Source organism: Mycobacterium sp. IS-1742 (assembly GCF_001500125.1).
Classification (GTDB): Bacteria; Actinomycetota; Actinomycetes; order Mycobacteriales; family Mycobacteriaceae; genus Mycobacterium.
On record NZ_LQIV01000006.1, the window covers coordinates 105,505 to 131,138 of the forward strand.

Genomic DNA, 25,634 nt, shown 5'->3' on the forward strand with positions numbered 1-25,634 from the left:
TCAGCCGGGCTCGCCGGGGTTCGGTGTCGATCGGGATGTGCGGCTACCGCATCATCGTGCGCCGCCGGCCCGTCACGCCGCCGTGGCGACGACCCATCAGCGCGGCCACCAGGGCCACACCGATCACCGCGACCACGACCTGGACGAGCAGCTCCATCCAGTCGATGCCGCTGGTGGCGGTAGGGATGCCGATCGCCCGCGCGATGGCCGTGCCGATGAACGCCGACACGATGCCGACCGCGATGGTGATCAGGATGCCGATGTTCTGCTTGCCCGGCAGCAACAGACGGCCGAGCGCACCGACGACTATGCCGATGAGAATTGCGCTGATAATGCCGGTGATTGTCATGGTTCCTCCAAGAGGTGTAGGTGCTGCGGAGATACCCGGGCTCCGCTGGGAATAAACGCTCGCGTCAATCGGGTGCGCGTCAGGCCATTTCGGGTACGCGCAGGCTCGCGATCGCCAACTCGAACTCGCCGACGTCGAGCTGGTCGGCGCCGAGGTCGCGGAGCCGGGCGGTGCGCAGCGCGCGGGCCTGATCGCGGGTCCGGTTCATCGCCCCCATGGAGTCGAACGACACCGACGAGACCGCCCGGCCGGAGGTGCGGTCGATCATCAGGCTGGCGCTGCAGAACCCCTCGAGTTCCTCGATCGACGGCAGCACCTCGGAGCGGTAGAACGCGATCGCCTGGTCGAACTGCTCGGGGCGGGCCCTCAGCCAGGTCGCCCGCACCCCGGCCCCCGCGCCGGCGCGGTGTTCACGGTGCAGGACCGCGATCTCCCACTCCTCGACCACCGGAGTCCCGCCGAAGGCCTCCGCGGCGCGCTCGCGCACCGGGCGCACCCGCTCGGCGGCGGCGTGCATCGCTTCGGCCGACTCCCAGGCGGTGGTCGCGATGCAGCGGCCCGATTCCCGATCCACCAGTAGTGACAGCCCGACGCAGCCGTCGATGTCACGCAGGGCGGGCATCACCTCGTTGCGGATGTGCGCGATCCCGGCGTCCACGGCGTCCGGTCGTGCCTCGATTGTGGTTGTGCGTGCGAACACAGCCTCACCCCCTTCGGGTGACGGGGCAGCGCCCCGGTGGCGCCACCGGTTCACCTATCACTGTCCTCCGCCGGATCAGGCCGGGCAATGGTTCGCGCGGGGCTCGTACCCTGGCGTCATGGACACCGATCTTCTCGACGTCGACACCTCACGGCGGCGCATCGTCGACCTGACCGACGCCGTCCGGTCGTTCTGCGGACCCCGCCGGGACGGCCTGTGCAACGTGTTCGTACCGCACGCCACCGCGGGGGTCGCGCTCATCGAGACGGGATCCGGCTCCGACGACGACCTGCTCGACACGCTCGAGCGGCTGCTCCCGCGCGACGATCGCTACCGCCACGCCCACGGGTCGCCGGGCCACGGCGCCGACCACGTGCTGCCCGCGCTGATCTCACCGTCGGTCACGGTGCCGGTGCAGGACGGGGAACCGCTGCTCGGGACGTGGCAGAGCGTCGTGCTCGTCGACCTCAACAGCGACAACCCCCGCCGCTCCGTGCGGCTGAGCTTCCTCGGGTCGTGAGCGCGATCGTCGTCGTGACGGCGGCGGGTACTGTAGATCGGTCGAAATACCCGACCCCGATAAGGATGCCTCAGACGTGCAGACACACGAGATCAGGAAGCGCTTCCTCGATCACTTCGTGAAAGCGGGCCACACCGAGGTGCCGAGCGCCTCGGTGATCCTCGACGACCCCAACCTGCTGTTCGTCAACGCCGGCATGGTGCAGTTCGTCCCCTACTTCCTGGGCCAGCGCACACCGCCGTGGGACCGCGCGGTCAGCGTGCAGAAGTGCATCCGCACCCCGGACATCGACGAGGTCGGCATGACGACCCGGCACAACACGTTCTTCCAGATGGCGGGCAACTTCAGCTTCGGCGACTACTTCAAGAAGGGCGCCATCGAATTTGCCTGGACACTGCTGACCAATCCGCAGGACCAGGGCGGCTACGGCTTCGACCCCGAAAGGCTCTGGGCCACCGTCTATCTCGATGACGACGAAGCCATCCAGCTCTGGCAGGAAGTGGCCGGGTTGCCGGCCGAGCGCATCCAGCGCCGGGGGATGGCCGACAACTACTGGTCGATGGGTATCCCCGGACCGGGCGGTCCGTCCTCGGAGATCTACTACGACCGCGGACCCGACTACGGCGTCGAGGGCGGACCCGAGGCCAACGAGGACCGCTACATCGAGATCTGGAATCTCGTGTTCATGCAGAACGAGCGCGGGGAAGGCACCTCGAAGTCCGACTTCGAGATCCTCGGCCCGTTGCCCCGCAAGAACATCGACACCGGAATGGGTGTGGAGCGGGTGGCGTGCCTGCTGCAGAACGTCGACAACGTCTACGAGACCGACCTGCTGCGCCCCGTGATCGACCTGGTCGCCGAGATCGCCCCGCGCGGGTACGGCAAGGGCAACCACACCGACGACGTGCGGTACCGGATCATCGCCGACCACTGCCGCACCGCCGCGATCATCATCGGCGACGGCGTCAGCCCCGGTAACGAAGGTCGCGGTTACGTGCTGCGCCGCCTGCTGCGCCGCATCATCCGCGCCGCCAAACTGCTCGGTGTCGAACAGCCGGTCATGGCCGACCTGATGGCGACGGTGCGCGATGCGATGAGCCCGTCGTATCCGGAACTGGGCACGGATTTCGACCGCATTGAGCGCATCGCCGTCGCCGAGGAGACCGCGTTCAACCGGACGCTCGCCTCCGGGTCACGACTGTTCGACGACGCCGCCCGCGCCACGAAGTCCTCCGGTGCCACCGTGCTGTCGGGATCCGACGCGTTCACGCTTCACGACACGTACGGCTTCCCGATCGAGCTCACCCTCGAGATGGCCGCCGAAGCCGGTCTGTCGGTCGACGAGGAGGGCTTCCGCGGGCTGATGGCCCAACAACGGCAGCGCGCCAAGGCCGACGCCGCCGCCCGCAAGCAGGCGCACACCGACCTCACCGCCTACCGCGACCTGGTGGACACCCATCCGACGGAGTTCACCGGATTCGACGAACTGACCACCGAGGCGCGCATCCTCGGGATCTTCGTCGACGGCCGGCGGGTGCCCGTCGCCGGACACGACACCGTCACCGCCCAGCACCGCATCGAGCTGGTGCTGGACCGCAGCCCCTTCTACGCGGAGTCGGGCGGGCAGATCGCCGACGAGGGCACGATCACCGGCACCGGCGCGTCCGAGACGTCCAAGGCCGCGGTGTCCGACGTGCAGAAGATCGCGAAGACGCTGTGGGTGCACCGCGTCACCATGGAGTCCGGCGAGTTCGTCGAGGGCGACACCGTCGTGGCGGCGGTCGACCCGCGGTGGCGGCACGGCGCCACCCAGGGGCATTCGGGCACCCACATGGTGCACGCCGCGCTGCGGCAGGTTCTGGGCCCGAACGCCGTCCAGGCCGGTTCGCTCAACCGGCCCGGCTATCTGCGCTTCGACTTCAACTGGCAGGGCGCGCTCAGCGAGGACCAGCGCACGCAGATCGAAGAGGTGACCAACGAGGCCGTCGAGGCCGATTTCGAGGTGCACAGCTTCACGACGAATCTGGAGAGGGCCAAGTCGATGGGCGCGATGGCGCTGTTCGGCGAGGCTTACCCCGACGAGGTGCGGGTGGTCGAGATCGGCGGCCCGTTCTCGCTGGAACTGTGCGGCGGCACCCATGTGCGCAGCTCCGCGCAGATCGGGCCCGTGACCATCCTCGGCGAGTCGTCGGTCGGCTCCGGAGTGCGCCGGGTCGAGGCCTACGTCGGTCTCGACTCGTTTCGCCACCTGGCCAAGGAGCGCGCGCTGATGGCCGGGTTGGCCTCGTCGCTGAAGGTGCCGTCCGAGGAAGTGCCGGCCAGGGTGGCCGGCCTCGTCGAGCGGCTGCGCGCCGCGGAGAAGGAACTCGACCGGATGCGGCTGGCGAACGCGCGCGCCGCGGCGGTCAACGCTGTCGCGGGCGCCGAGCTTGTCGGTAAGGTCCGACTCGTGGCGCAGCGGATGGCCGGCGGGATGTCGGCGGGTGATCTGCGCACCCTCGTCGGTGACATCCGCGGCAAGCTGGGCAGCGACCCGGCCGTCGTCGCGCTGATCGCCGAGGGCGAGAACGACACCGTGCCCTTCGTGGTGGCCGTCAACCCGGCCGCCCAGGATCTGGGCCTGAGCGCCAACGACCTGGTCAAACAGGTCGGCGCAGCGGTGAACGGCCGTGGGGGCGGCAAGGCCGATCTGGCGCAGGGTTCCGGTAAGGGGGCGGCGGGCATCGACGCGGCATTGGCTGCGTTGCGTGCCGAGATCGACAGGAGCTGACCCTGTGACCGACAGCGACCACCGCCTCCCGGACCGCCCCGGCGAGGGCGACCCGGGCCGCGGGCGGCGACTCGGCATCGACGTCGGCAGCGTGCGGATCGGCGTCGCCACCAGTGATCCGGACGGCGTGCTGGCCACGCCGGTGGAAACCGTGCGCCGCGAGAAGAACTCGGACCGGCACGTTCGCCGGTTGGCCCATCTGGTGGCCGAACTCGAGGCCGTCGAGGTCGTGGTCGGGTTGCCGAGGACGCTGGCCGACAGGACGGGGCCGGCCGCACACGACGCCATCGGTGTCGCCGAGGCGCTGGCCCGGCGGATCGCGCCCACCCCGGTGCGGATGGCAGACGAACGGCTCACCACCGTCTCCGCTCAGCGTTCGCTGCGCGAGGCCGGTGTCCGCGCCAAAGGGCAGCGGGCGATGATCGACCAGGTCGCGGCGGTGGGCATCTTGCAGAGTTGGCTGGACCAGCGGCGCGCGGCCCTGGCCGCGCCCGGAGAGGGCGGGCATGGCTGAGGACTGGCGTCACGACCGTGCGGAACCCGTCGCGGTGGGACCACCGCGACGCGGCATGAGCCGTTCGGACCGGATGCGCCTGGAACGGGGCCGCAAGAAGCGCCGGATGGCCGGCGCGGTGTCGCTCGCACTGCTGATCGCCGTCGTCATCGGAGCGGTCTTCCTCGGTTCGAAGCTCTGGCACGGGATGTTCGGCAGCGACAGCAACGACTTCGCCGGCGACGGTGTCAGCGATGTGGTGATCCAGGTGCACGACGGCGACTCGACCACCGCGATCGGCCAGACGTTGCACGACAACAACGTCGTGGCGACGGTCAAGGCGTTCGTGGACGCCGCGGAGGGCAACTCCGGGATCACCGCGATCCAGCCCGGTTTCTACAAGGTCCGCACGGAGATCCCGGCCGCCGACGCGGTCGCACGGCTCATCGACCCGCAGAGCCGGGTGGGCAAGTTGGTGATCCCCGAGGGCCGCCAACTCGACGACGTGTCCGACGTCAAGACCAACGCGGTGACCGAGGGCATCTTCACGCTCATCTCGAAGGCCACCTGCGTGGACCTCGACGGCCGGCAGCAGTGCGTGACGGCCGACCAGCTCAAGGAGGTCGCCACCACGGCGGCGCCGTCGGCGTTGGGTGTCCCCGAATGGGCGGTGCAACCCGTCACCGCGATGGGCGACGACCACCGCCGCCTCGAGGGGCTGATCGCCCCCGGCAGCTGGAACATCGACCCGTCGGCCGCTCCGCAGGAAACGCTCGCGACGCTGATCCGGGCGAGCGCGAACCAGTACGCGCAGAGCGGTCTGCTCGAGACCGCCACCGCCATGAACCTGTCGCCATACCAGGTGCTCACGGTCGCGTCGCTGGTCCAGCGGGAGTCCAAGCCGGAGGACTTCGCGAAGGTCGCCCGCGTGATCTACAACAGGCTGGCCGAGAACCGCACCCTCGAATTCGACTCGACGGTGAACTACCCGCTGGACCGCATCGAGGTCGCCACCACCGATGCCGACCGCGGCCAGATGACGCCCTGGAACACCTACGTGCGGCCCGGGCTGCCCGCCACGCCGATCTGTTCGCCGAGCAAGCCGGCGCTCGTCGCGGCCGAGCAACCGGCGGACGGGGACTGGCTGTACTTCGTCACCATCGACCTGCAGGGCACCACGCTGTTCACCCGGGACTACAACGAGCACCTGGCCAGCATCGAACTGGCGCGGCGCAACGGCGTCCTCGACAGTGCCCGGTAGGCCGTGCACGGCAAGGCCCGCAGGGCGGCCGTCCTCGGCTCACCGATCGCCCACTCGCGGTCACCGCAACTGCACCTGGCGGCCTATCGCGCGCTGGGCCTGACCGACTGGACCTACGAGCGCATCGAGTGCACCGCCGAGCAACTGCCCGGTCTGGTCGGCGGATTCGGCCCGGACTGGGTCGGGGTCTCGGTCACGATGCCGGGCAAATTCGCCGCGCTGCGCTTCGCCGACGAACACACCGACCGCGCGGAACTGGTCGGGTCGGCCAACACGCTGGTCCGCACCGCGAAGGGCTGGCGGGCCGACAACACCGACGTCGACGGCGTGACCGGGGCGCTCGGAGCGGTCGACGGACCCGCGATCGTCGTCGGCTCCGGCGGGACCGCCCCGGCCGCCGTGGTCGCGCTGGCCGAACTCGGCGCGGCCCACCTCACGATCGCCGCCCGCAATCCGGACAAGGCGGCGTCGCTGGTCGCGCTGGCGGACCGTCTGGGCGTCCCCGCCGAGTGGTGCGACCTCGACGACGCCGCGCTGGCCGGGCTCGCGGCCGCCGCAGGGGCGGTGGTCAGCACCGTCCCCGCGGACGTCGGCGAGCGGTACGCGGCGACATTGGCCGGGACGCCCGTGCTGCTCGACGCGATCTACGATCCGTGGCCGACGCCGCTGGCGGCGGCGGTGCAGGCCGCGGGCGGCCGGGTGGTCAGCGGCCTGCAGATGCTGCTGAACCAGGCCTTCGCGCAGGTCGAACAGTTCACCGGCCTGCCGGCTCCGAAAGAGGCGATGAGGGCGGCACTGCAGGGCGCTTAGCCTCGACGGGTGGAGGCACTCGCGATCGCCGGTGTGGCCGGCTGGCTCGTCGCGCTGAGCGCCTACGATTTCCGGTCGCGCCGACTGCCGAACTGGCTCACGCTGCCCGGCGCCGCGGTGGTCCTGCTCGGCGCGGCGCTGGCGGGCCGAGGGGTTCCCGCCGCGCTCGGCGCCGCGGCGCTGTTCACCCTCTACGGCGTCACCCACCTGGTCGCGCCCGCGGCGATGGGCGCGGGCGACGTCAAACTCGCCGCCGGTCTCGGCGGGCTCACCGGCGCGTTCGGAGCCGAGGTGTGGCTGCTCGCGGCGCTCGGTGCGCCGGTGCTCACCGCGGCGTGCGCGCTGACGTCGCTGGCGCGGCGCGAAGCGACCGTCGCGCACGGCCCGTCGATGTGTGCGGCCAGCGCCGCGGCCGTCGCGCTGGTGCTGGTCTGAGCGCGTCACGCCGGATTTAGGCGCGACCGGCGCGCCATGGGAAGATGGGACGCGTGTTGCGTTGGACCACAGCCGGTGAATCCCATGGCCGCGCGCTCGTGGCCGTGCTCGAGGGCATGGTCGCGGGCGTCTCGCTGACGACCGAGGACATCGGCGCTCAACTCAGGCGCAGGCGGCTCGGCTACGGCCGCGGCGCCCGCATGAAGTTCGAGCAGGACGAGATCACGATGCTCGGCGGGGTGCGCCACGGGGTGACCCTCGGGGGTCCGATCGCGATCCAGATCGGCAACACGGAGTGGCCGAAGTGGGAGACGGTGATGGCCGCCGACCCCGTCGACCCCGCTGAACTCGCCGAGATCGCCCGCAACGCGCCGCTGACCCGGCCGCGGCCGGGTCACGCCGACTACGCCGGCATGCTCAAGTACGGATTCGACGACGCCCGACCGGTGCTGGAGCGGGCCAGTGCCCGCGAGACCGCCGCGCGCGTCGCCGCGGGCACGGTCGCGCGGGCCTTCCTGCACCAGGCGCTCGGCGTCGAGGTGGTCTCGCACGTGATCTCCATCGGCGCGTCCACCCCCTACGACGGCCCGCCGCCGGGACCGGCCGATCTGGCCGCGATCGACGACAGCCCGGTGCGGGCCTTCGACGAGTCGGCCGAGAAGTCGATGATCGCCGAGATCGAGGCGGCCAAACGCGACGGCGACACGCTCGGCGGCGTCGTGGAGGTCGTGGTGTCCGGGTTGCCGGTCGGACTCGGGTCGTTCACCAGCGGCGAGGACCGCCTCGACAGTCAGCTGGCCGCCGCGGTGATGGGCATCCAGGCCATCAAGGGCGTCGAGATCGGCGACGGCTTCGAGACCGCACGGCGGCGGGGCAGTGTCGCGCACGACGAGATCTACCCCGGCCCCGACGGCGTCATGCGGTCGACCAACCGGGCCGGCGGCCTCGAGGGCGGGATGACCAACGGTCAGCCCCTGCGGGTTCGCGCGGCCATGAAACCCATCTCCACGGTGCCGCGCGCCCTCGCGACCGTCGACATGACCACCGGCGACGAAGCGGTCGCGATCCACCAGCGCTCGGACGTCTGCGCGGTGCCCGCCGCGGGCGTCGTCGTCGAGACGATGGTGGCGCTCGTGGTGGCGCGCGCGGCCCTGCGCAAGTTCGGGGGCGACTCGCTGGCCGAGACCAGGACCAACGTGGAGTCCTACCTGCGGGCCGTCGCCGCACGCGAACCGGCCACCGCGCAGCGGGCGCAGGCGTCGGGCTGATGGCACCGCGGGCGGTACTGGTCGGCCTGCCCGGATCGGGTAAGTCGACCATCGGCCGTCGGCTCGCCAAGGCGATGGGGCTGACGCTGCTCGACACCGACGCCGCCATCGAGGAGGCCACCGGTCGCACGATCGCCGACATCTTCGCCACCGACGGTGAACAGGAGTTCCGGCGCATCGAGGAAGAGGTCATCCGCTCGGCCCTGCAGAGCCACGACGGTGTGCTCTCGCTGGGCGGCGGGGCCGTCACCACCCCCGGCGTGCGCGACGCACTCGCTGGGCACACGGTGATCTATCTCGAGATCAGCGCCGCCGAAGGGGTGCGCCGCACCGGCGGCAGCACCGTGCGTCCGCTGCTGGCCGGGCCGGATCGCGCCGAGAAGTACAAGGCCCTGATGGACGCCCGCGTCCCGCTGTACCGGCGGGTGGCCACCATGCGGGTGAACACCAACCGCCGCAACCCCGGGGCCGTGGTCCGCCACATCGTCGCCCGCCTCGAGAAGTCCACGGCCGACGCCACCCCCGCGACCGGTGCGGCGAACCGGCCACGGCGCCGCCGTCGCCCACCCTGGCGCAGGGACACGGTGAAGGACCAGCAGGAGTCCGACGGGCCCCCGACACCGGCGATGATGGCCGCCCGCCGGGTGCCGCGGACGCCGAAATCCGACAGCGAGACGACCCTGGAGAAGAACACGTGACAGAACCGGTCACCGTCGACGTACTGGTCGACCCGCCCTACCCGGTGATCATCGGCACCGGGCTGCTCGGTGAGCTCGGCCGGCTGCTCGAAGGCAGGCACAAGGTGGCGATCCTGCATCAGCCGACGCTGTCGGTGACCGCCGAAGCGGTGCGGAGTCACCTGGCGGACAAGGGGATCGACGCCCACCGCATCGAGATCCCGGATGCCGAAGCCGGTAAGGACCTGCCGGTGGTGGGGTTCATCTGGGAGGTGCTCGGCCGGATCGGGGTGGGGCGCAAGGACGCGATCGTCAGCCTGGGCGGGGGAGCGGCCACCGACGTCGCCGGATTCGCCGCGGCGACCTGGTTGCGGGGTGTCGACATCGTCCACGTCCCGACCACACTGCTCGGCATGGTCGACGCCGAGGTCGGCGGCAAGACCGGTATCAACACCGATGCCGGGAAGAACCTCGTCGGCGCCTTCCACCAGCCCGCCGCGGTGCTGATCGACCTCGCGACCCTGGAGACGTTGCCCCGCAACGAGATCGTCGCGGGCATGGCCGAGATCGTCAAGGCCGGGTTCATCGCCGATCCGCACATCCTCGATCTCATCGAAGCCGATCCGGAGGCCGCCCTCGACCCGTCGAAAGACGTTCTGCCGGAGCTGATCCGGCGTGCGGTCGCGGTCAAGGCGGAGGTGGTCGCGGCCGACGAGAAGGAGTCGGCGCTGCGCGAGATCCTCAACTACGGACACACCCTGGCCCACGCGATCGAGCGCCGCGAGCGCTACCAGTGGCGCCACGGCGCGGCGGTATCGGTCGGGCTGGTGTTCGCCGCCGAACTCGGCCGCCTCGCAGGACGTCTCGACGACGAGACCGCCGATCGGCACCGGTCGGTCCTCGAGGCGTTGGGGCTCCCGGTCCGGTACGACCCCGACGCGCTGCCGCAACTGCTGGAGTACATGGCGGGCGACAAGAAGACCCGCTCCGGGGTGCTGCGGTTCGTGGTGCTCGACGGGTTGGCCAAGCCCGGCCGGCTCGAAGGGCCCGACCCGTCGCTGCTCGCCGCGGCCTACTCGGTGGTGGGAGGGACCCGGTGAGCGTCACCTCCACCGTCAACGTGATCAACGGGCCGAACCTGGGCCGGCTGGGGCGGCGCGAACCGGCCGTCTACGGCAGCACCACCCACGCCGACCTGGTGTCGATGATCGAGCAGGAGGCGGCCGGTCTCGGGCTGAAGGTCTCGGTGCGGCAGAGCGACAGCGAGGCCGAACTGATCGGCTGGATCCACGCCGCCGCCGACGCGGGCGAACCGGTCGTGCTCAACGCCGGGGCGCTGACCCACACCTCGATCGCCCTGCGCGACGCGTGCGCCGAACTGAGCGCACCGCTGATCGAGGTGCACATCTCGAATGTGCACCGCCGCGAGGAGTTCCGGCACCACTCGTATCTGAGCGGGGTCGCGACCGGCGTGATCGTCGGCCTCGGCGTGCAGGGCTACCTGCTGGCGCTGCGCTACCTCGCGGGCGCTTAGGCCCGGCGCTCCTCCGGCGGGGCCTCGGTGGCCACCGGCGACGTCTGCTGCTGCTGTGTGTCCGCCTGGTCGTCCCGTCCGCCCGGGCGCACCGCGGCGAACACGTCGGTGTCGGCGCGGTCGTCGTCCTCACCCTCGCGGCGGCGCGGCTCGTCGGGCGCCTTGCGGTCGACGAGCCAGCGGCCCAGCGCCACCCCGATGATCGCGAGGACGAACGTCAGCAGCGCGGTGAACGCCGCGAACGTGGTGAGCTCGTTCAGCAGCGCCTCGACGTAGAGGTTCTTGTAGAACACGCCGATCAGCCACGCGACGAACCCGCTGACGATTCCGGCGAACAGACCGGTCAGCAGCCACGTCATCGCCAGGTCTCCCCGGCGGTCCGGGTCGGGGTTGCGGCGCGCGTCCTGACGGCCGTCGACGAACCCCCACAGGAAGGCGACGAGGGCGTACAACGACACGAGGACGATGCTGATCGTCGCCGCCCTGGTTTCCCACGCGTTGATCATCGCTCCCTGCAGCAATCGGACGATCACCATCAGGGCCGCGAACACCAGTCCGCGCAGTAACCACTTGCTCATGGCGCAACAGCGTAGCGAGTACCGTCAGCGGCTGTGACTCTTTCCCAGCGTAGAGACCGACTGCGCGAGCGTCTGGAAGCCGCCGGACTCGATGCGATGCTGGTCACAGACCTGGTCAACGTCCGATACCTCTCGGGATTCACCGGTTCGAACGCCGCGCTGCTCATCAGCGTGTCCCACACGACCCCGGTCCTGGCCACCGACGGCCGGTACCGCACGCAGGCCGCCAAGCAGTCACCCGCCGCCGAGGTCGTCATCGAGCGGGCGTGCGCCCCCTACCTGGCCGGCCGCGCCGCCGCCGACGGTCTGCGCCGCGTCGGCTTCGAAAGCCACGTGGTCACCGTCGACGGCCACCGCGGGCTGCAGAAGACCGCCGGTGACGTCGAACTCGTCCGCGCCCCCGGCATGGTCGAGGCCCTGCGCGAAGTGAAGGACGCCGGTGAGGTCGCGCTGCTGCGGCTGGCCTGCGAGGCCGCCGACGCCGCGCTGAGGGATCTGATCGCCGCGGGGGGCCTGCGCCCGGGCCGGACCGAGAAGCAGGTGCGCCGCGATCTCGAGGCCCTGATGCTCGACCACGGCGCCGACGGCCCGTCCTTCGAGACCATCGTGGCGGCCGGACCCAACTCGGCCATCCCGCACCACCGGCCCACCGACGCGGTGCTGGCCACCGGCGACTTCGTCAAGATCGACTTTGGCGCGCTGGTGAGCGGCTACCACTCGGACATGACCCGGACGTTCGTGCTGGGCCGGGCCGGCAAGATTGACGACTGGCAGCGCGACATCTACGACCTGGTCGCCACCGCGCAGCGGGCCGGCACCGACGCGCTGAGCGCCGGTGTCACGCTGTCCGAGGTCGACGCCGCATCGCGGCAGGTCATCGCCGACGCCGGGTACGCCGAACACTTCGGCCACGGCCTCGGGCACGGCGTGGGACTGCAGATCCACGAAGCGCCGGGAATCAACGCGGCCGCCGCCGGTACACTGCTTGCTGGCTCCGTGGTCACCGTGGAGCCCGGTGTCTATCTGCCCGACCGGGGCGGCGTCCGCATCGAGGACACGCTGGTCGTCGGCTTCGAGAGAAGCGCAGGATCAGACGCCCCCGACTTGCTCACCCGGTTCCCCAAGGAACTGGCCATCCTCTGAAGAGAGAGCTAGGAGTAGTACCCCGTGGCATCGACCGCCGACTTCAAGAACGGGCTCGTCCTGCAGATCGACGGCCAACTCTGGCAGATCGTCGAGTTCCAACACGTCAAACCGGGCAAGGGCCCGGCCTTCGTGCGCACGAAGCTCAAGAACGTGGTGTCGGGCAAGGTCGTCGACAAGACCTACAACGCCGGGGTGAAGGTGGAGACCGCCACCGTCGACCGGCGCGACGCGACCTACCTGTACCGCGACGGCTCGGACTTCGTGTTCATGGACTCGGAGGACTACGAGCAGCACCCGCTCCCGGAGTCGCTCGTCGGCCGTCTCGCCGGCTTCCTGCTGGAGAGCATGCCCGTGCAGATCGCGTTCCACGACGGCGTTCCGCTGTACCTGGAACTCCCGGTGACGGTCGAGCTCGTCGTCACCCACACCGAGCCCGGTCTGCAGGGCGACCGGTCCAGCGCGGGCACCAAACCGGCGACGGTGGAGACCGGCGCCGAGATCCAGGTGCCGCTGTTCATCAACACCGGCGACAAGCTGAAGGTCGATTCGCGGGACGGCAGCTACCTCGGTCGCGTCAATGCCTGACCGGCGCCCGGCCGTGCCGGCCCGCCATGTCTGACCGCAGACCGGACCGGGGCCGTCACCAGGCGCGTAAACGCGCCGTCGACCTGCTGTTCGAGGCCGAGGCGCGCGGCTTGACCGCCGCCGAGGTGGCGACCTCCCGCAACAAGCTGGCCGGCACGCAACCCGACGTGACCGCGCTCAATCCGTACACCGTCACCGTCGCGCGCGGGGTCACCGACCACCGCGCCCACATCGACGACCTCATCTCGGCGCATCTGCAGGGCTGGACGCTCGACCGGTTGCCCGCGGTCGACCGCGCGATCCTGCGGGTCGCGGTGTGGGAGTTGCTGCACGCCGAGGACGTCCCCGAACCGGTCGCGGTGGACGAGGCCGTCGAGTTGGCCAAGCAACTGTCCACCGACGACTCACCCGGTTTCGTCAACGGCGTGCTCGGCCAGGTGATGCTCGTGACGCCGCAGATCCGCGCGGCGTCGCAGGCGGTGCGCGAATCCGCGCAGGGGCCGTCGGAGAACTAGACCGGCCTACGGGCGTTGTCGGTGCCCGGGTAGTCCGGCAGCGTGATCGCGTCGGCCGTGCGGAACCACAGGCGCGCGGCGACCGGGCGCAGCGGCCAGCGCTGCATCCACTTCATCGCGGTGGCGTTGTCGGAGATCTCCTTCTCCGTCATCGGGGCGTACCGGTCGAGGGTGTTGTTCAGCTTCTGGCACCGGTTCACGTACGGACGCATGACGGTGTCGTATCGGCCGAACACCGCGCGCAGTCGGTCGACGGTCAGATCGGTTCTTGCCGAGCCCAATTCGCCGGCCAGCACGTAGGCGCCGACGAGGGCGAGACTGGTGCCCATCCCCGACAGCGGCGACGCGCAGTACCCGGCATCGCCGACGAGGGTGACCCGGTCCGACGACCACGACGGCATCTTCACCTGGGTGAACGAGTCGAAGTAGAAGTCCTCGGCCCGTTCGGCGGCGTCGACCAGGGCGTCGCACTGCCAGCCCACGCCGGTGAACCGGTCACGCAGGATGCGCCGTTGCTCCGCGAGGTCGTGCCGGTCGTAGGTGATCGGTTCGGACCGGAACGACAGGCCGGCCTTGACGGTCGACGGATCGTGTGACGGCCGCATCGACGCGTTCAGCCCACCCGGAGCCTGATACATCAGGTACCAGCCGTCGAGGCCGACGGTGTCGGGGGCGGAGAACCACGCGTTGTACCCGCCGAGTGGCGTGACGAACCGGTCCTCGGGCCCGAACACCATGCGGCGCACCGCCGAATGGGGTCCGTCGGCGCCGACGACGAGGACGGCCCGCATCTCGCTGCCGTCGGTGAGCGTGACGTCGGCCCCCGCATCGTGTTCGGTGAGGGTGTCGATCCGCGTGCCGAAACGGTAGTCGCACACGTCCTTTGTGGCCCCGTACAGGACGTCGACGAGGTCACCGCGCAGGATCTCCAGCTTGGACACCGGGCCGTTTCCGTCGAAGGCGGTCACCGGCATCTCGGCGCGTCGACTGCCGTCGGACCGCAGCCACGCGATGCCGCGCTGGAACAGCGCGCGCTGCTCCATCCGGTCGAGCAGTCCCATCCGCGCCACCACGTCGGCGCCGGCGCCACGCAGGTCGACGGTCTGCCCGCCGGGCCGCACGCCGGTGGCGGTTTCGACCACCACCACGCGATACCCGTTGCGGGTCAACCAGAATGCGAGTGCGGGGCCGGCGATCCCGGCGCCGCTGACGAGGACGGTCGGCGTGGACATTGCGACAGGCTAACCGGGCCGGTGCCGCCGTGCCGTCACATGCCGAGCGCGGAATAGGTGCGTCGCACGAACTTCGGCTGCACCGACTGCAGTTTCATCAGCGAGGTGTTGCCCGCCACCGCGGCCGCGGCGTCGGCGCCGAAGTTGGGCAGGTTCTGGATGAGGTAGATCAGGATCAGGTCGGCGCTCGGGTCGGCCTGCCACCACGTGCCGTAGGCGCCGGGCCAGCTGAACGTGCCCAGTCCGCCGGGCCCGAACAGCTGGCGCGACTTGGCGGGGTCGGTGACGACCGACAGGTTCAGTCCGAAACCCCGCCCGAGCCAGAACGGCATTCCGAGGAACGGGTGCTGCTTCTGCTCGGCGGTCAACCGGTCGGTGCGCATCGACCGCACGGAGTCCTCCGAGAGGACCCGCACCCCGTCGACCTCGCCGCCGGCGAGCAGCATCCGGGCGAAGCGCAGATAGTCGTCGGCGGTGGAGAACAGGTTCGCCCCGCCCATGCAGAACGGCGGCGGGCTCGCCGGCGGCGGACCCATCGCATCGTGGCTGAGGGTGTCGTCGCTGGTGAGCTTGTACATCGTCGCGACCCGCCCCCGGTTGTGCGGCGCGACGTGGAACGCGGTGTCGGCCATGCCGAGCGGCCCGAGGATGCGGTCGGTGAGCACATCCTGCAGCGGTTTGCCCTCGATGCGCTCGAGCAGGATGCCGAGCACATCGGTGGCGTTGCTGTAGGTCAACCGGTCACCCGGCTGGTGCTCCAGCGGCAGCGCGCCGATCTCCGCCAGCCAGGCGTCGGGGTTCTGCTTGGCCGAGATCCGCCCGTACGCGCGCGCCAGCGGCCCCCCGACGGAGAAGAAGTAGGCCAGCCCGCTGCGGTGGGTCATCAGGTCGTCGACGGTGATCGCCCGGCGGGCGGGGTGGGTGCGGTCCAGCGGGCCGCCCGGGGTGTCGAGCACCTGCATGTCGGCCAGCTCCGGCAGCCACCTGGTGACCGGATCGCTCAGCGCGAACCGGCCCTCCTCGAGCAGGCTCATGGCCGCCGCCACCGTCACGGGCTTCGTCATCGACGCGATCCGGAAGATCGTGTCGCGCCGCATGGGTAGGTTCGCGCCGATGTCGCGGTGGCCGAGTTCGTTCACCTGCACCACGCGCCCCGCCTGCCAGACCAGCGTGACGGCGCCGGACAGCAGCCCGGCGTCGATGGCCTCGCGGATGGACGCCTGATTGCCCGCCAACTTCCCTGCCGGATTCACGCCGCCCAGGCTAGCCAGGACCGGGACGATGCCGCTGCGGTGGTAGGCTTCCCGCAGTTTGACATCCTTTAACGATCCGTCCGGCGAGGCGGAGAAGGAGGTCCGGATCGCGCGTGGGCAGTCCTGACACCCCCGACCGGGAATTGATGACCGCGGCGGATGTGGCTCGCACCATTTCCCGTATCGCCCACCAGATCATCGAGAAGACGGCCCTCGACGGCCCCGACGCGCCACGGGTGGTGCTGCTCGGCATCCCGACCCGCGGGGTGACCCTGGCGGCCCGGCTGGCCGAGAGGATCAAGACCTTCTCGGAGGTGACGGTCCCGCACGGCGGTCTGGACATCACGCTCTACCGCGACGATCTGGACACCAAGCCGCCGCGGCCGCTGGAGGACACCTCGATCCCGGCGGGCGGCATCGACAACGCGCTGGTGATCCTCGTCGACGACGTGCTCTACACCGGGCGTTCGGTACGCGCCGCGTTGGACGCGCTGCGCGACATCGGCCGCCCGAACATCGTGCAGCTGGCGGTGCTGGTCGACCGCGGGCACCGCGAACTGCCCCTCCGCGCCGATTACGTCGGCAAGAACGTGCCCACCTCGCGCAGCGAGAACGTCAAGGTGCGCCTGGCGGAGACCGACGAGGTCGAGGGGATCTGGATCGCACCGCACGGCGGGCCGCGGCGATGAGCGCTTGCGCGAAGAGCAGAGAGCCGGCGATGAGCGCTTGCGCGAAGAGCAGAGAGCCGGCGATGAGCGCTTGCGCGAAGAGCAGAGGGCCGGCGATGAGCAGAGAGGTCGAGCGATGACGAGACACCTGCTGACCGCGGCGGACCTGACCCGCGACGAGGCCACCGCGATCCTCGACGACGCCGACCGCTTCAGCCAGGCGCTGGTGGGGCGCGAGGTCAAGAAGCTGCCGACGCTGCGCGGGCGGACCGTGATCACGATGTTCTACGAGAACTCCACCCGCACCCGGGTGTCGTTCGAGGTCGCGGGGAAGTGGATGAGCGCCGACGTGATCAACGTCAGCGCCTCGGGTTCGTCTGTGGCCAAGGGGGAGTCGCTGCGTGACACGGCTCTCACCCTGCGCGCTGCCGGAGCCGACGCGCTGATCATCCGGCATCCCGCCTCCGGCGCTGCCCAGCAGCTCGCGGAGTGGACCGCAGAGGACGGCGGCCACGGTCCGTCGGTGATCAACGCCGGGGACGGCACGCACGAACACCCGACCCAGGCGCTGCTCGACGCGCTGACCCTGCGCCAGCGGCTGGGCGGCATCGAGGGCAGGCGGGTGGTGATCGTCGGTGACGTCCTGCACAGCCGAGTCGCCCGCTCCAACGTCCTGCTGCTGCACACCCTCGGGGCGGAGGTGGTGCTGGTGGCGCCGCCGACGCTGCTCCCGGTCGGTGTGCACCAGTGGCCGGTGACGGTGTCCCACGAGTTGGACGCCGAACTGCCCGCCGCCGACGCCGTGCTCATGCTGCGGGTGCAGGCCGAGCGGATGAACGGCGGCTTCTTCCCGTCCGCCCGTGAGTATTCCGTGCGCTACGGCCTGTCGGAGAAGCGTCAGGCGTTGCTGTCCGACGCCGCGGCGGTGCTGCACCCCGGACCGATGCTGCGAGGCATGGAGATCTCCTCCTCGGTCGCAGACTCGTCGCAATCAGCTGTGCTGCAACAGGTTTCCAACGGTGTGCACGTGCGTATGGCGGTGCTCTTCCATCTGCTCGTCGGTGCGGAACAGGAGGCGATCAGCGCATGAGCCTGCTGATCCGCGGGGTGCGTCTCTACGGTGAGGGCGTTCCCGTCGACGTGCTCGTCGAGGACGGTCAGATCGCCGGCATCGGGTCGGGGTTGCCCGTACCCGAGGATGTCGACGCCGTCGATGCGCACGGCCAGGTCCTGCTGCCCGGGTTCGTCGACCTGCACACCCATCTGCGCGAGCCCGGCCGGGAGTACGCCGAGGACATCGAAACCGGTTCGGCGGCAGCGGCGCTCGGCGGCTACACCGCCGTCTTCGCCATGGCCAACACCACACCGGTGGCCGACAGCCCGGTGGTCACCGACCACGTGTGGCACCGCGGTCAGCAGGTCGGGCTGGTGGACGTGCACCCGGTCGGCGCGGTCACGATGGGACTCGAGGGCCGTCAACTCACCGAGATGGGCATGATGGCCGCCGGCGTGGGTCAGGTGCGGATGTTCTCCGACGACGGTGTGTGCGTCGACGATCCGCTGATCATGCGCCGCGCACTCGAATACGCGTCCGGGTTGGGTGTGCTGATCGCCCAGCACGCCGAGGAACCCCGGCTGACCGTCGGCGCCGTCGCCCACGAGGGACCCAACGCGGCCCGGCTCGGGCTGGCCGGCTGGCCCCGCGCCGCCGAGGAGTCGATCGTCATCCGGGACGCACTGCTGGCGCGCGACGCCGGTGCCCGCGTGCACATCTGCCACGCGTCGACCGCGGGCACGGTCGAACTGCTGAGGTGGGCCAAGGACCAGGGCATCGCAATCACCGCGGAGGTCACCCCGCACCACCTGCTGCTCGACGACAGCCGCCTGGCGACCTACGACGGCCGCAACCGCGTCAACCCGCCGCTGCGGGAGGCCGCAGACGCCGAGGCGTTGCGCCGGGCACTGGCCGACGGGGTCATCGACTGCGTGGCGACCGACCACGCCCCGCACGCCGAACACGAGAAGATGTGCGAGTTCGCCGCCGCCCGGCCCGGGATGCTCGGCCTGCAGACCGCGCTGTCGGTGGTGGTGCGGACCATGGTCGAACCCGGCCTGCTGACCTGGCGTGACGTGGCGCGGGTCATGAGCGAGGCCCCGGCCCGCATCGTCGGGCTCCCCGATCAGGGCCGTCCGCTGGAGGTCGGGGAGCCGGCCAACCTGACCGTCGTCGACCCCGACGCCACCTGGACCGTCAACGGTTCCGCACTCGCCAGCCGCTCGGACAACACCCCCTTCGAGGAGATGACCCTGCCCGCGGCGGTGACGCTGACCCTGCTGCGCGGCAAGGTGACCGCCCGCGACGGCAAGAGCGAAGCGCCCGGGGGATCGGCGCTGTGAACACCGGAACGCTCGTCACGTCGCTCGTCATGGCGGCCGTCATCGTCGTGGCGATCGGGCTGCTGATCCGGGCCATGATGCGCGGGTGGCGCAGACGGGCCGAACGGCAGGTCGAGCTGGTCGGCACGCTGCCGCCGCTGCCCGATATCGTGGGTCAGGCCGTCATCCCGGCGATGAAGGGGCTCTATGTCGGCAGCACGCTGGCGCCGAACTGGCACGAACGCGTCGTCGTCGGTGATCTCGGTTACCGCACGAAGGCGGTGCTGACCCGCTACCCCGAGGGGATCATGGTGCAGCGCAGCGGCGCCCGCCCGATCTGGATCCCGGCGGAATCGGTGACCGCGATCCGCACCGAACGCGGCATGGTGGGCAAGGTGGTTCCCGGGGGCAGGGCGCCGTCCCACGAGGGAATCCTCGCCATCCGGTGGCGGCTGCCGTCGGGCATCGAGATCGACACCGGATTCCGCGGCGACGACCGCACGAAGTACGACCGCTGGCTGGAGGAAATAGCGTGAGCAACAAGGTGGCCCTGCTCGTCCTGGAGGACGGGCGGGTCTTCACCGGGGTGCCCTACGGCGCCGTCGGGCAGACGCTCGGTGAGGCCGTGTTCTCGACCGGGATGTCGGGATACCAGGAAACCCTCACCGACCCGAGCTACTACGGCCAGATCGTGGTCGCGACCGCACCGCAGATCGGCAACACGGGCTGGAACCACGAGGACGCCGAGAGCCGCGGCGACAAGATCTGGGTGGCCGGCTACGCCGTCCGCGATCCGTCGCCGCGCGCCTCGAACTGGCGCGCCACCGGCACCCTCGACGACGAACTGGTCCGCCAGGGCATCGTCGGCGTCGCCGGCATCGACACCCGTGCCCTGGTACGGCACCTGCGCACCCGCGGCGCGATGAAGGCGGGCATCTTCAGTGGTCCGGCTCTGGCCGACACCGCCGAACTGCTCGAGCGGGTCCGCAGCCAACCGGGGATGCTCGGCGCGAGCCTGGCGGAGAAGGTCAGCACCGACGAGGTCTACATCGTGGAACCCGAAGGCGCACATCGATTCACCGTCGCGGCGATCGACCTCGGCATCAAGACCAACACCCCGCGCAACTTCGCGCGGCGCGGCATCCGCAGCCACGTCCTCCCGGTGACCGCGACGTTCGAGCAGATCGCCGAGCTCAAACCCGACGGGGTGTTCCTGTCCAACGGGCCAGGTGATCCGGCGGCGGCCGACCACGTCGTCGAGGTCACCCGCGAAGTGCTCGGCGCGGGAATCCCGCTGTTCGGCATCTGCTTCGGCAACCAGATCCTCGGCCGGGCGCTCGGTCGCGGCACCTACAAGATGGTGTTCGGCCACCGCGGCATCAATGTGCCGGTGATGGACCACGCCACCGGTCGCGTCGCGATCACCGCGCAGAACCACGGCTTCGCCCTCGAAGGCGAGGCGGGTGAGCGTTTCGACACCCCGTTCGGCGAGGCGGTCGTGAGCCACACTTGCGCGAACGACGGGGTCGTCGAGGGCGTCAAACTCGTCGACGGGCGGGCCTTCTCGGTGCAGTACCACCCCGAGGCCGCCGCCGGCCCACACGACGCGAACTACCTGTTCGACCAGTTCGTCGACCAGATGGCAGAGGAGAAGTAATGCCACGTCGGACAGACCTCCGCCACGTCCTGGTGATCGGCTCCGGGCCGATCCTGATCGGACAGGCCGCCGAATTCGACTACTCCGGGACCCAGGCCTGCCGCGTGCTGCGCGCCGAAGGCCTCACCGTCACGCTGATCAACTCCAACCCGGCGACGATCATGACCGATCCGGAGTACGCCGACTTCACCTACGTCGAACCGATCACACCGGACTTCGTCGAGCGGGTGATCGCCCAGCAGGCCGAGCGCGGCAACAAGATCGACGCGCTGCTGGCCACGCTCGGCGGACAGACCGCGCTCAACACCGCGGTCGCCCTGTCGGAGAACGGGGTGCTCGAACGCTACGACGTCGAGCTGATCGGCGCCGACTTCGAGGCGATCCAGCGGGGCGAGGACCGGCAGCGGTTCAAGGACATCGTCACCAAAGTCGGTGGGGAGTCGGCGAAGTCCAGAGTCTGTTTCACGATGGAGGAGGTCCGCGAGACCGTCGGGGAACTGGGCCTGCCCGTGGTCGTGCGGCCGTCGTTCACGATGGGCGGTCTCGGCTCCGGTATGGCGTACTCCGCCGAGGACGTCGAGCGAATGGCCGGGCACGGGCTCGCGTCGTCCCCCTCGGCGAACGTGCTGATCGAGGAGTCGATCTTCGGCTGGAAGGAATACGAGCTCGAGCTGATGCGCGACCGCCACGACAACGTGGTGGTGGTGTGCTCGATCGAGAACTTCGACCCGATGGGCGTGCACACCGGCGACTCGGTGACCGTCGCCCCCGCGATGACGCTGACCGACCGCGAGTACCAGACCATGCGCAACCTCGGCATCGCGATCCTGCGTGAGGTCGGCGTGGCCACCGGCGGGTGCAACATCCAGTTCGCGGTGAACCCCGAAGACGGCCGGCTCATCGTCATCGAGATGAACCCGCGGGTGTCGCGGTCGAGCGCCCTGGCGTCGAAGGCCACCGGCTTCCCGATCGCCAAGATCGCGGCCAAGCTGGCGATCGGCTACACCCTCGACGAGATCCTCAACGACATCACCAAGGAGACCCCGGCCTGCTTCGAGCCGACGCTGGACTACGTCGTGGTGAAGGCGCCGCGGTTCGCGTTCGAGAAGTTCCCCGGCGCGGACGCCACCCTGACCACCACGATGAAGTCGGTGGGCGAGGCGATGTCGCTGGGCCGCAACTTCATCGAGGCCCTCGGCAAGGTGATGCGCTCACTGGAGACCGGCCGCGCCGGGTTCTGGACCGCCCCGGACCCGATCGCCACCGTCGACGAGGTGCTGGAGAATCTGCGCACCCCGACCGACGGACGGCTCTACGACATCGAATACGCGCTGCGCCTCGGGGCGTCGGTCGAACAGGTCGCGAAGGCGTCCGGGGTCGATCCGTGGTTCGTCGACCAGATCGCGGGACTGGTGGCGCTGCGCACCGAACTGCTCGAGGCCCCGGTCCTCGACGCCGCACTCCTGCGCCGGGCCAAGAACAACGGGCTGTCGGACCGCCAGATCGCCGCACTGCGTCCCGAACTCGCCGGGGAGGTGGGGGTGCGGGCCCTGCGCCAGCGGCTCGGCATCCACCCGGTGTTCAAGACCGTCGACACCTGCGCCGCGGAGTTCGAGGCCAAGACGCCGTACCACTACAGCAGCTACGAACTGGACCCGGCGGCCGAGTCGGAGGTGGCGCCGCAGGCCGAGAAACCCAAGGTGCTGATCCTCGGCTCCGGGCCCAACCGCATCGGTCAGGGCATCGAATTCGACTACAGCTGCGTGCACGCCGCGACCACGCTGAGCGAGGCCGGTTTCGAGACGGTGATGATCAACTGCAACCCCGAGACGGTGTCGACCGACTACGACACCGCCGACCGGTTGTACTTCGAGCCGCTGACGTTCGAGGACGTGCTCGAGATCTACTACGCCGAATCGGCCTCCGGCGCGGGCGGTCCCGGCGTGGCCGGGGTGATCGTGCAACTCGGCGGGCAGACGCCGCTTGGGCTGGCCGAACGGCTCGAACAGGCGGGTGTCCCGATCGTCGGCACCAGCCCGAAGGCGATCGACCTGGCCGAGGACCGCGGTGAGTTCGGCGAGGTCCTGCGCCGGGCCGGGCTGCCCGCCCCGCGGTTCGGGATGGCGACCAGCTTCGACCAGGCGCGCCTGATCGCCGCCGACATCGGCTACCCGGTGTTGGTCCGGCCGTCCTACGTGCTCGGTGGCCGCGGGATGGAGATCGTCTACGACGAGCAGACCCTCGAGGGCTACATCACCCGGGCCACCCAGCTCTCGCCCGAGCACCCGGTGCTGGTGGACCGATTCCTCGAGGACGCCATCGAGATCGACGTCGACGCACTGTGCGACGGCACCGAGGTCTACATCGGCGGGATCATGGAGCACATCGAGGAGGCCGGCATCCACTCCGGCGACTCGGCGTGCGCGCTGCCCCCGGTGACGTTGGGCCGCAGCGACATCGAATCGGTGCGGCGGGCCACCGAGGCAATCGCGCACGGTGTCGGGGTGGTCGGGCTGCTCAACGTGCAGTACGCGCTCAAGGACGACGTGCTCTACGTGTTGGAGGCCAACCCGCGGGCGAGCCGCACCGTGCCGTTCGTGTCGAAGGCCACCTCGATCCCGCTGGCCAAGGCGTGTGCGCGGATCATGCTCGGCGCCACGATCGCCCAGCTGCGCGAGGAGGGTGTGCTGGCCGCGACCGGTGACGGCGGGACCACCGCGCGCAACGCCCCCGTCGCGGTGAAGGAAGCGGTGCTGCCGTTCCACCGGTTCCGCAAGGCCGACGGCTCCCAGATCGATTCGCTGCTCGGCCCGGAGATGAAGTCGACCGGCGAGGTCATGGGCATCGACCACGACTTCGGCAGCGCGTTCGCCAAGAGCCAGACCGCCGCCTACGGGTCGCTGCCGTCGGCGGGCACGGTGTTCGTCTCGGTGGCCAACCGCGACAAGCGTTCCCTGGTGTTCCCGGTCAAACGGCTGGCCGACCTCGGCTTCACCGTACTCGCGACCGAGGGCACCGCGGAGATGCTGCGGCGCAACGGGATCCCGTGCGACGAGGTGCGCAAGCATTTCGAGGAACCCGGTGACGGGCGGCCCGCGCGGTCTGCGGTGGAGGCCATCCGCGCCGGTGACGTGGCGATGGTGATCAACACGCCGTACGGCAACTCCGGTCCGCGCATCGACGGCTACGAGATCCGCTCGGCGGCGGTGTCGATGAACATCCCGTGCATCACCACCGTGCAGGGCGCCTCGGCCGCGGTGCAGGGCATCGAGTCGAGCCTGCGCGGCGGCATCGGGGTGATGAGCCTGCAGGAGTTGCACAGCGAGCTGGAGCACTGAGGTGCACGGCTTCGGGCGCCGGCTCGCCGGGGCGGTGTCCGAGCGGGGGCCGCTCTGTCCGGGCATCGATCCGCACCCGGAGCTGCTGACGGGGTGGGGACTGTCGGCCGACGCCGACGGGCTGCGCCGGTTCTGTGACATCTGCGTGAGCGCGTTCGCGGAGTTCGCGATCGTCAAACCGCAGGTGGCGTTCTTCGAGGCGTACGGGTCGGCGGGGTTCGCGGTGCTCGAACACACGATCGCCGCATTGCGCTCGCACGGTGTGCTGGTGCTGGCGGACGCCAAGCGCGGTGACATCGGCTCGACGATGGCCGCCTACGCCCAGGCGTGGGCGGGGGAGTCGCCGCTGGCCGCCGACGCGGTCACCGCGTCGCCGTACCTGGGCTTCGGTTCGTTGCAGCCGCTGCTCGACTGCGCCGCCGCGCACGGTCGCGGGGTGTTCGTGCTCGCCGCCACCTCCAACCCGGAGGGCGCGAGCGTGCAGCGCGCGGTGGTCGGCGGCGCCACCGTCGCCCAGTCGATCGTCGACGCCGCGGCCGCGGTGAATCGGGGCGGCGACGGTCCGGGGTCGGTCGGCGTCGTCGTCGGCGCCACGGTCGCCGAACCGCCCGACGTGAGCGCGCTGGGCGGTCCGGTGCTGGTGCCCGGTGTCGGCGCCCAGGGGGGCCGTCCGGAGGCACTCGGCGGCCTGGGGGGCGCCCGGCCCGGACAGCTGTTGCCCACGGTGTCGAGGGAGGTGCTGCGTGCCGGCCCTGACGTCGTGGCGCTGCGCGGTGCCGCGGAGCGGATGCGCGACGCCGTGGCGTATCTCGCGTGACCGCCTACGACGTCGCCGCGTGGTCGGATTTCGCGCAGACCGTGTCCGGCGGTGCCGCCGCCCTGGCCGGCCTGCTGTTCGTCGGGTTGTCGCTCAACCTCGACGACATCCTGCGACACCCGGGCGTCCCCGCGCGCGCCGCTGCCACGCTGTCGCTGACGATCTCGATCCTGCTGGTCACGGTGTTCCTCGCGACACCCGGTCAGCCGCCCGCGGTGCTCGGCGCGGAGATCGGCGGGCTGGGCGCTGCGATGGCGGCCGGCTCGGTGTGGGCCGGCCGGCACCAGGGCGGCGGCCGCTCCACCACGTTCCGCGTGTACACGCTCCTGATTCTGCTGGTGCCGTCGGTGCTGCTCGTCTTCGCGGGACTGTCGCTGTCTCTGCAGTGGGGTGGCGGGCTCTACTGGATGACCGCCGGTGTCGTGGCGGCCTTCCTCGCGGCCAGTGCGAACTCCTGGGTGCTGCTCGTCGAGATCAAGCGGTAGCGCGGTCGATCGCGATCGAGTGTTAACCCAGGGCGGACGTCCGCCCCGGGAAGCGCCGTGACGACACACTCGACGCCGTGCTCGCACAGTCGCGGCGCCGGCCGCTGCGCCGCCCTCGACACGCCCGACACGCCGTGACCAGCGAAAATTTAAGTTCCGGCGGACGC

At 70.5% G+C, this 25,634-nt stretch carries 25 protein-coding genes and 1 pseudogene; 21 read left to right on the forward strand and 5 right to left on the reverse strand.

Features of this window, described 5'->3' with window-relative positions; genetic code table 11:
* Nucleotides 1-43 precede the first annotated feature (43 nt).
* Nucleotides 44-349: a GlsB/YeaQ/YmgE family stress response membrane protein gene (locus AU196_RS05580; RefSeq protein WP_059094095.1), complete on the reverse strand. Its 306-nt coding sequence runs from the start codon at nucleotides 347-349 to the stop codon at nucleotides 44-46.
* 79 nt (nucleotides 350-428) lie between these two features.
* Entirely contained in the window at nucleotides 429-1,049 is a 621-nt protein-coding gene (locus AU196_RS05585; RefSeq protein ID WP_059094096.1) for an antibiotic biosynthesis monooxygenase, read from the reverse strand.
* A gap of 118 nt (nucleotides 1,050-1,167) precedes the next feature.
* On the opposite strand from AU196_RS05585, the gene AU196_RS05590 reads away from it, so the two are divergent.
* The 10 genes and pseudogenes from AU196_RS05590 (at nucleotide 1,168) to aroQ (ending at nucleotide 10,817) form a co-directional block, all read left to right on the forward strand.
* Nucleotides 1,168-1,569, forward strand: a complete 402-nt coding sequence (locus AU196_RS05590) for a secondary thiamine-phosphate synthase enzyme YjbQ (RefSeq protein WP_059094097.1) — start codon at nucleotides 1,168-1,170, stop codon at nucleotides 1,567-1,569.
* 76 nt (nucleotides 1,570-1,645) lie between these two features.
* Nucleotides 1,646-4,339, forward strand: a complete 2,694-nt coding sequence (gene alaS, locus AU196_RS05595) for an alanine--tRNA ligase (RefSeq protein ID WP_059094098.1) — start codon at nucleotides 1,646-1,648, stop codon at nucleotides 4,337-4,339.
* Between the two features lie 4 nt (nucleotides 4,340-4,343).
* Nucleotides 4,344-4,853, forward strand: a complete 510-nt coding sequence (ruvX, locus tag AU196_RS05600) for a Holliday junction resolvase RuvX (RefSeq protein WP_059094099.1) — start codon at nucleotides 4,344-4,346, stop codon at nucleotides 4,851-4,853.
* Nucleotides 4,846-6,093 (forward strand): endolytic transglycosylase MltG, encoded by a 1,248-nt coding sequence (locus AU196_RS05605; protein ID WP_059094100.1) that lies wholly within the window; start codon nucleotides 4,846-4,848, stop codon nucleotides 6,091-6,093. The genes ruvX and AU196_RS05605 overlap by 8 nt, the downstream gene beginning before the upstream one ends.
* Before the next feature lie 3 nt (nucleotides 6,094-6,096).
* Nucleotides 6,097-6,903, forward strand: a complete 807-nt coding sequence (locus AU196_RS05610) for a shikimate dehydrogenase (RefSeq protein WP_059094101.1) — start codon at nucleotides 6,097-6,099, stop codon at nucleotides 6,901-6,903.
* A gap of 9 nt (nucleotides 6,904-6,912) precedes the next feature.
* Nucleotides 6,913-7,338 (forward strand): prepilin peptidase, encoded by a 426-nt coding sequence (locus AU196_RS05615; RefSeq protein ID WP_059094102.1) that lies wholly within the window; start codon nucleotides 6,913-6,915, stop codon nucleotides 7,336-7,338.
* A gap of 53 nt (nucleotides 7,339-7,391) precedes the next feature.
* Entirely contained in the window at nucleotides 7,392-8,606 is a 1,215-nt protein-coding gene (gene aroC / locus AU196_RS05620) for a chorismate synthase (RefSeq protein WP_059094154.1), read from the forward strand.
* Nucleotides 8,606-9,106 (forward strand): annotated as a pseudogene (locus AU196_RS05625) (shikimate kinase); the annotation flags it as partial. The gene aroC and the pseudogene AU196_RS05625, both read left to right, overlap by 1 nt.
* 194 nt (nucleotides 9,107-9,300) lie before the next feature.
* The gene (gene aroB / locus AU196_RS05630; RefSeq protein ID WP_059094104.1) at nucleotides 9,301-10,383 is read left to right on the forward strand and encodes a 3-dehydroquinate synthase; all 1,083 of its coding nucleotides are present in this window, start codon (nucleotides 9,301-9,303) and stop codon (nucleotides 10,381-10,383) included.
* Complete coding sequence (gene aroQ / locus AU196_RS05635; RefSeq protein WP_059094105.1) at nucleotides 10,380-10,817, forward strand: type II 3-dehydroquinate dehydratase; 438 nt, start codon at nucleotides 10,380-10,382, stop codon at nucleotides 10,815-10,817. The genes aroB and aroQ overlap by 4 nt, the downstream gene beginning before the upstream one ends.
* Here the strand turns inward: aroQ and AU196_RS05640 are convergent.
* On the reverse strand, nucleotides 10,814-11,395 hold the full coding sequence (locus AU196_RS05640; protein WP_059094106.1) for a B-4DMT family transporter: 582 nt from the start codon (nucleotides 11,393-11,395) through the stop codon (nucleotides 10,814-10,816). The two genes, aroQ and AU196_RS05640, sit on opposite strands and share 4 nt — an antisense overlap.
* Nucleotides 11,396-11,428: 33 nt before the next feature.
* Between AU196_RS05640 and AU196_RS05645 the strand changes: the two genes are divergently transcribed.
* Genes AU196_RS05645 through nusB form a run of 3 tightly spaced genes read left to right on the forward strand, consistent with a single transcriptional unit; the run spans nucleotide 11,429 to nucleotide 13,641 of the window.
* Complete coding sequence (locus tag AU196_RS05645; RefSeq protein WP_059094107.1) at nucleotides 11,429-12,538, forward strand: aminopeptidase P family protein; 1,110 nt, start codon at nucleotides 11,429-11,431, stop codon at nucleotides 12,536-12,538.
* Nucleotides 12,539-12,562: 24 nt separating this feature from the next.
* The gene (efp, locus tag AU196_RS05650; RefSeq protein WP_059094108.1) at nucleotides 12,563-13,126 is read left to right on the forward strand and encodes an elongation factor P; all 564 of its coding nucleotides are present in this window, start codon (nucleotides 12,563-12,565) and stop codon (nucleotides 13,124-13,126) included.
* 26 nt (nucleotides 13,127-13,152) lie between these two features.
* Nucleotides 13,153-13,641, forward strand: coding sequence for a transcription antitermination factor NusB (gene nusB / locus AU196_RS05655; protein WP_059094109.1), 489 nt, complete (start codon nucleotides 13,153-13,155; stop codon nucleotides 13,639-13,641).
* On the opposite strand, the gene AU196_RS05660 is transcribed toward nusB, so the two are convergent.
* The gene (locus tag AU196_RS05660) at nucleotides 13,638-14,873 is read right to left on the reverse strand and encodes an FAD-dependent monooxygenase (protein WP_059094110.1); all 1,236 of its coding nucleotides are present in this window, start codon (nucleotides 14,871-14,873) and stop codon (nucleotides 13,638-13,640) included. The genes nusB and AU196_RS05660 overlap by 4 nt on opposite strands.
* A 35-nt stretch (nucleotides 14,874-14,908) precedes the next feature.
* Entirely contained in the window at nucleotides 14,909-16,126 is a 1,218-nt protein-coding gene (locus AU196_RS05665; protein WP_059094111.1) for a serine hydrolase domain-containing protein, read from the reverse strand.
* A 113-nt stretch (nucleotides 16,127-16,239) separates the two neighbouring features.
* On the opposite strand from AU196_RS05665, the gene pyrR reads away from it, so the two are divergent.
* The 8 genes from pyrR (at nucleotide 16,240) to AU196_RS05705 (ending at nucleotide 25,467) form a co-directional block, all read left to right on the forward strand.
* The gene (pyrR, locus tag AU196_RS05670; RefSeq protein WP_059094112.1) at nucleotides 16,240-16,815 is read left to right on the forward strand and encodes a bifunctional pyr operon transcriptional regulator/uracil phosphoribosyltransferase PyrR; all 576 of its coding nucleotides are present in this window, start codon (nucleotides 16,240-16,242) and stop codon (nucleotides 16,813-16,815) included.
* A gap of 115 nt (nucleotides 16,816-16,930) precedes the next feature.
* Nucleotides 16,931-17,884 (forward strand): aspartate carbamoyltransferase catalytic subunit, encoded by a 954-nt coding sequence (locus AU196_RS05675; protein WP_059094113.1) that lies wholly within the window; start codon nucleotides 16,931-16,933, stop codon nucleotides 17,882-17,884.
* Complete coding sequence (locus AU196_RS05680; RefSeq protein WP_059094114.1) at nucleotides 17,881-19,191, forward strand: dihydroorotase; 1,311 nt, start codon at nucleotides 17,881-17,883, stop codon at nucleotides 19,189-19,191. Before AU196_RS05675 ends, AU196_RS05680 begins: the two co-directional genes overlap by 4 nt.
* A complete protein-coding gene (locus AU196_RS05685) occupies nucleotides 19,188-19,706 on the forward strand; it encodes a PH-like domain-containing protein (RefSeq protein WP_059094115.1) in 519 nt (172 codons plus the stop codon). The genes AU196_RS05680 and AU196_RS05685 overlap by 4 nt, the downstream gene beginning before the upstream one ends.
* Nucleotides 19,703-20,827 (forward strand): glutamine-hydrolyzing carbamoyl-phosphate synthase small subunit, encoded by a 1,125-nt coding sequence (gene carA, locus AU196_RS05690; protein WP_059094116.1) that lies wholly within the window; start codon nucleotides 19,703-19,705, stop codon nucleotides 20,825-20,827. The genes AU196_RS05685 and carA overlap by 4 nt, the downstream gene beginning before the upstream one ends.
* Nucleotides 20,827-24,165 carry a carbamoyl-phosphate synthase large subunit gene (carB, locus tag AU196_RS05695; protein ID WP_059094117.1) on the forward strand — a complete coding sequence of 1,113 codons (3,339 nt, stop codon included), beginning with the start codon at nucleotides 20,827-20,829 and terminating at the stop codon, nucleotides 24,163-24,165. Before carA ends, carB begins: the two co-directional genes overlap by 1 nt.
* A 1-nt stretch (nucleotide 24,166) precedes the next feature.
* Nucleotides 24,167-24,982: an orotidine-5'-phosphate decarboxylase gene (pyrF, locus tag AU196_RS05700; protein ID WP_059094118.1), complete on the forward strand. Its 816-nt coding sequence runs from the start codon at nucleotides 24,167-24,169 to the stop codon at nucleotides 24,980-24,982.
* Nucleotides 24,979-25,467, forward strand: coding sequence for a hypothetical protein (locus tag AU196_RS05705; protein WP_059094119.1), 489 nt, complete (start codon nucleotides 24,979-24,981; stop codon nucleotides 25,465-25,467). Before pyrF ends, AU196_RS05705 begins: the two co-directional genes overlap by 4 nt.
* Nucleotides 25,468-25,634: the final 167 nt, after the last annotated feature.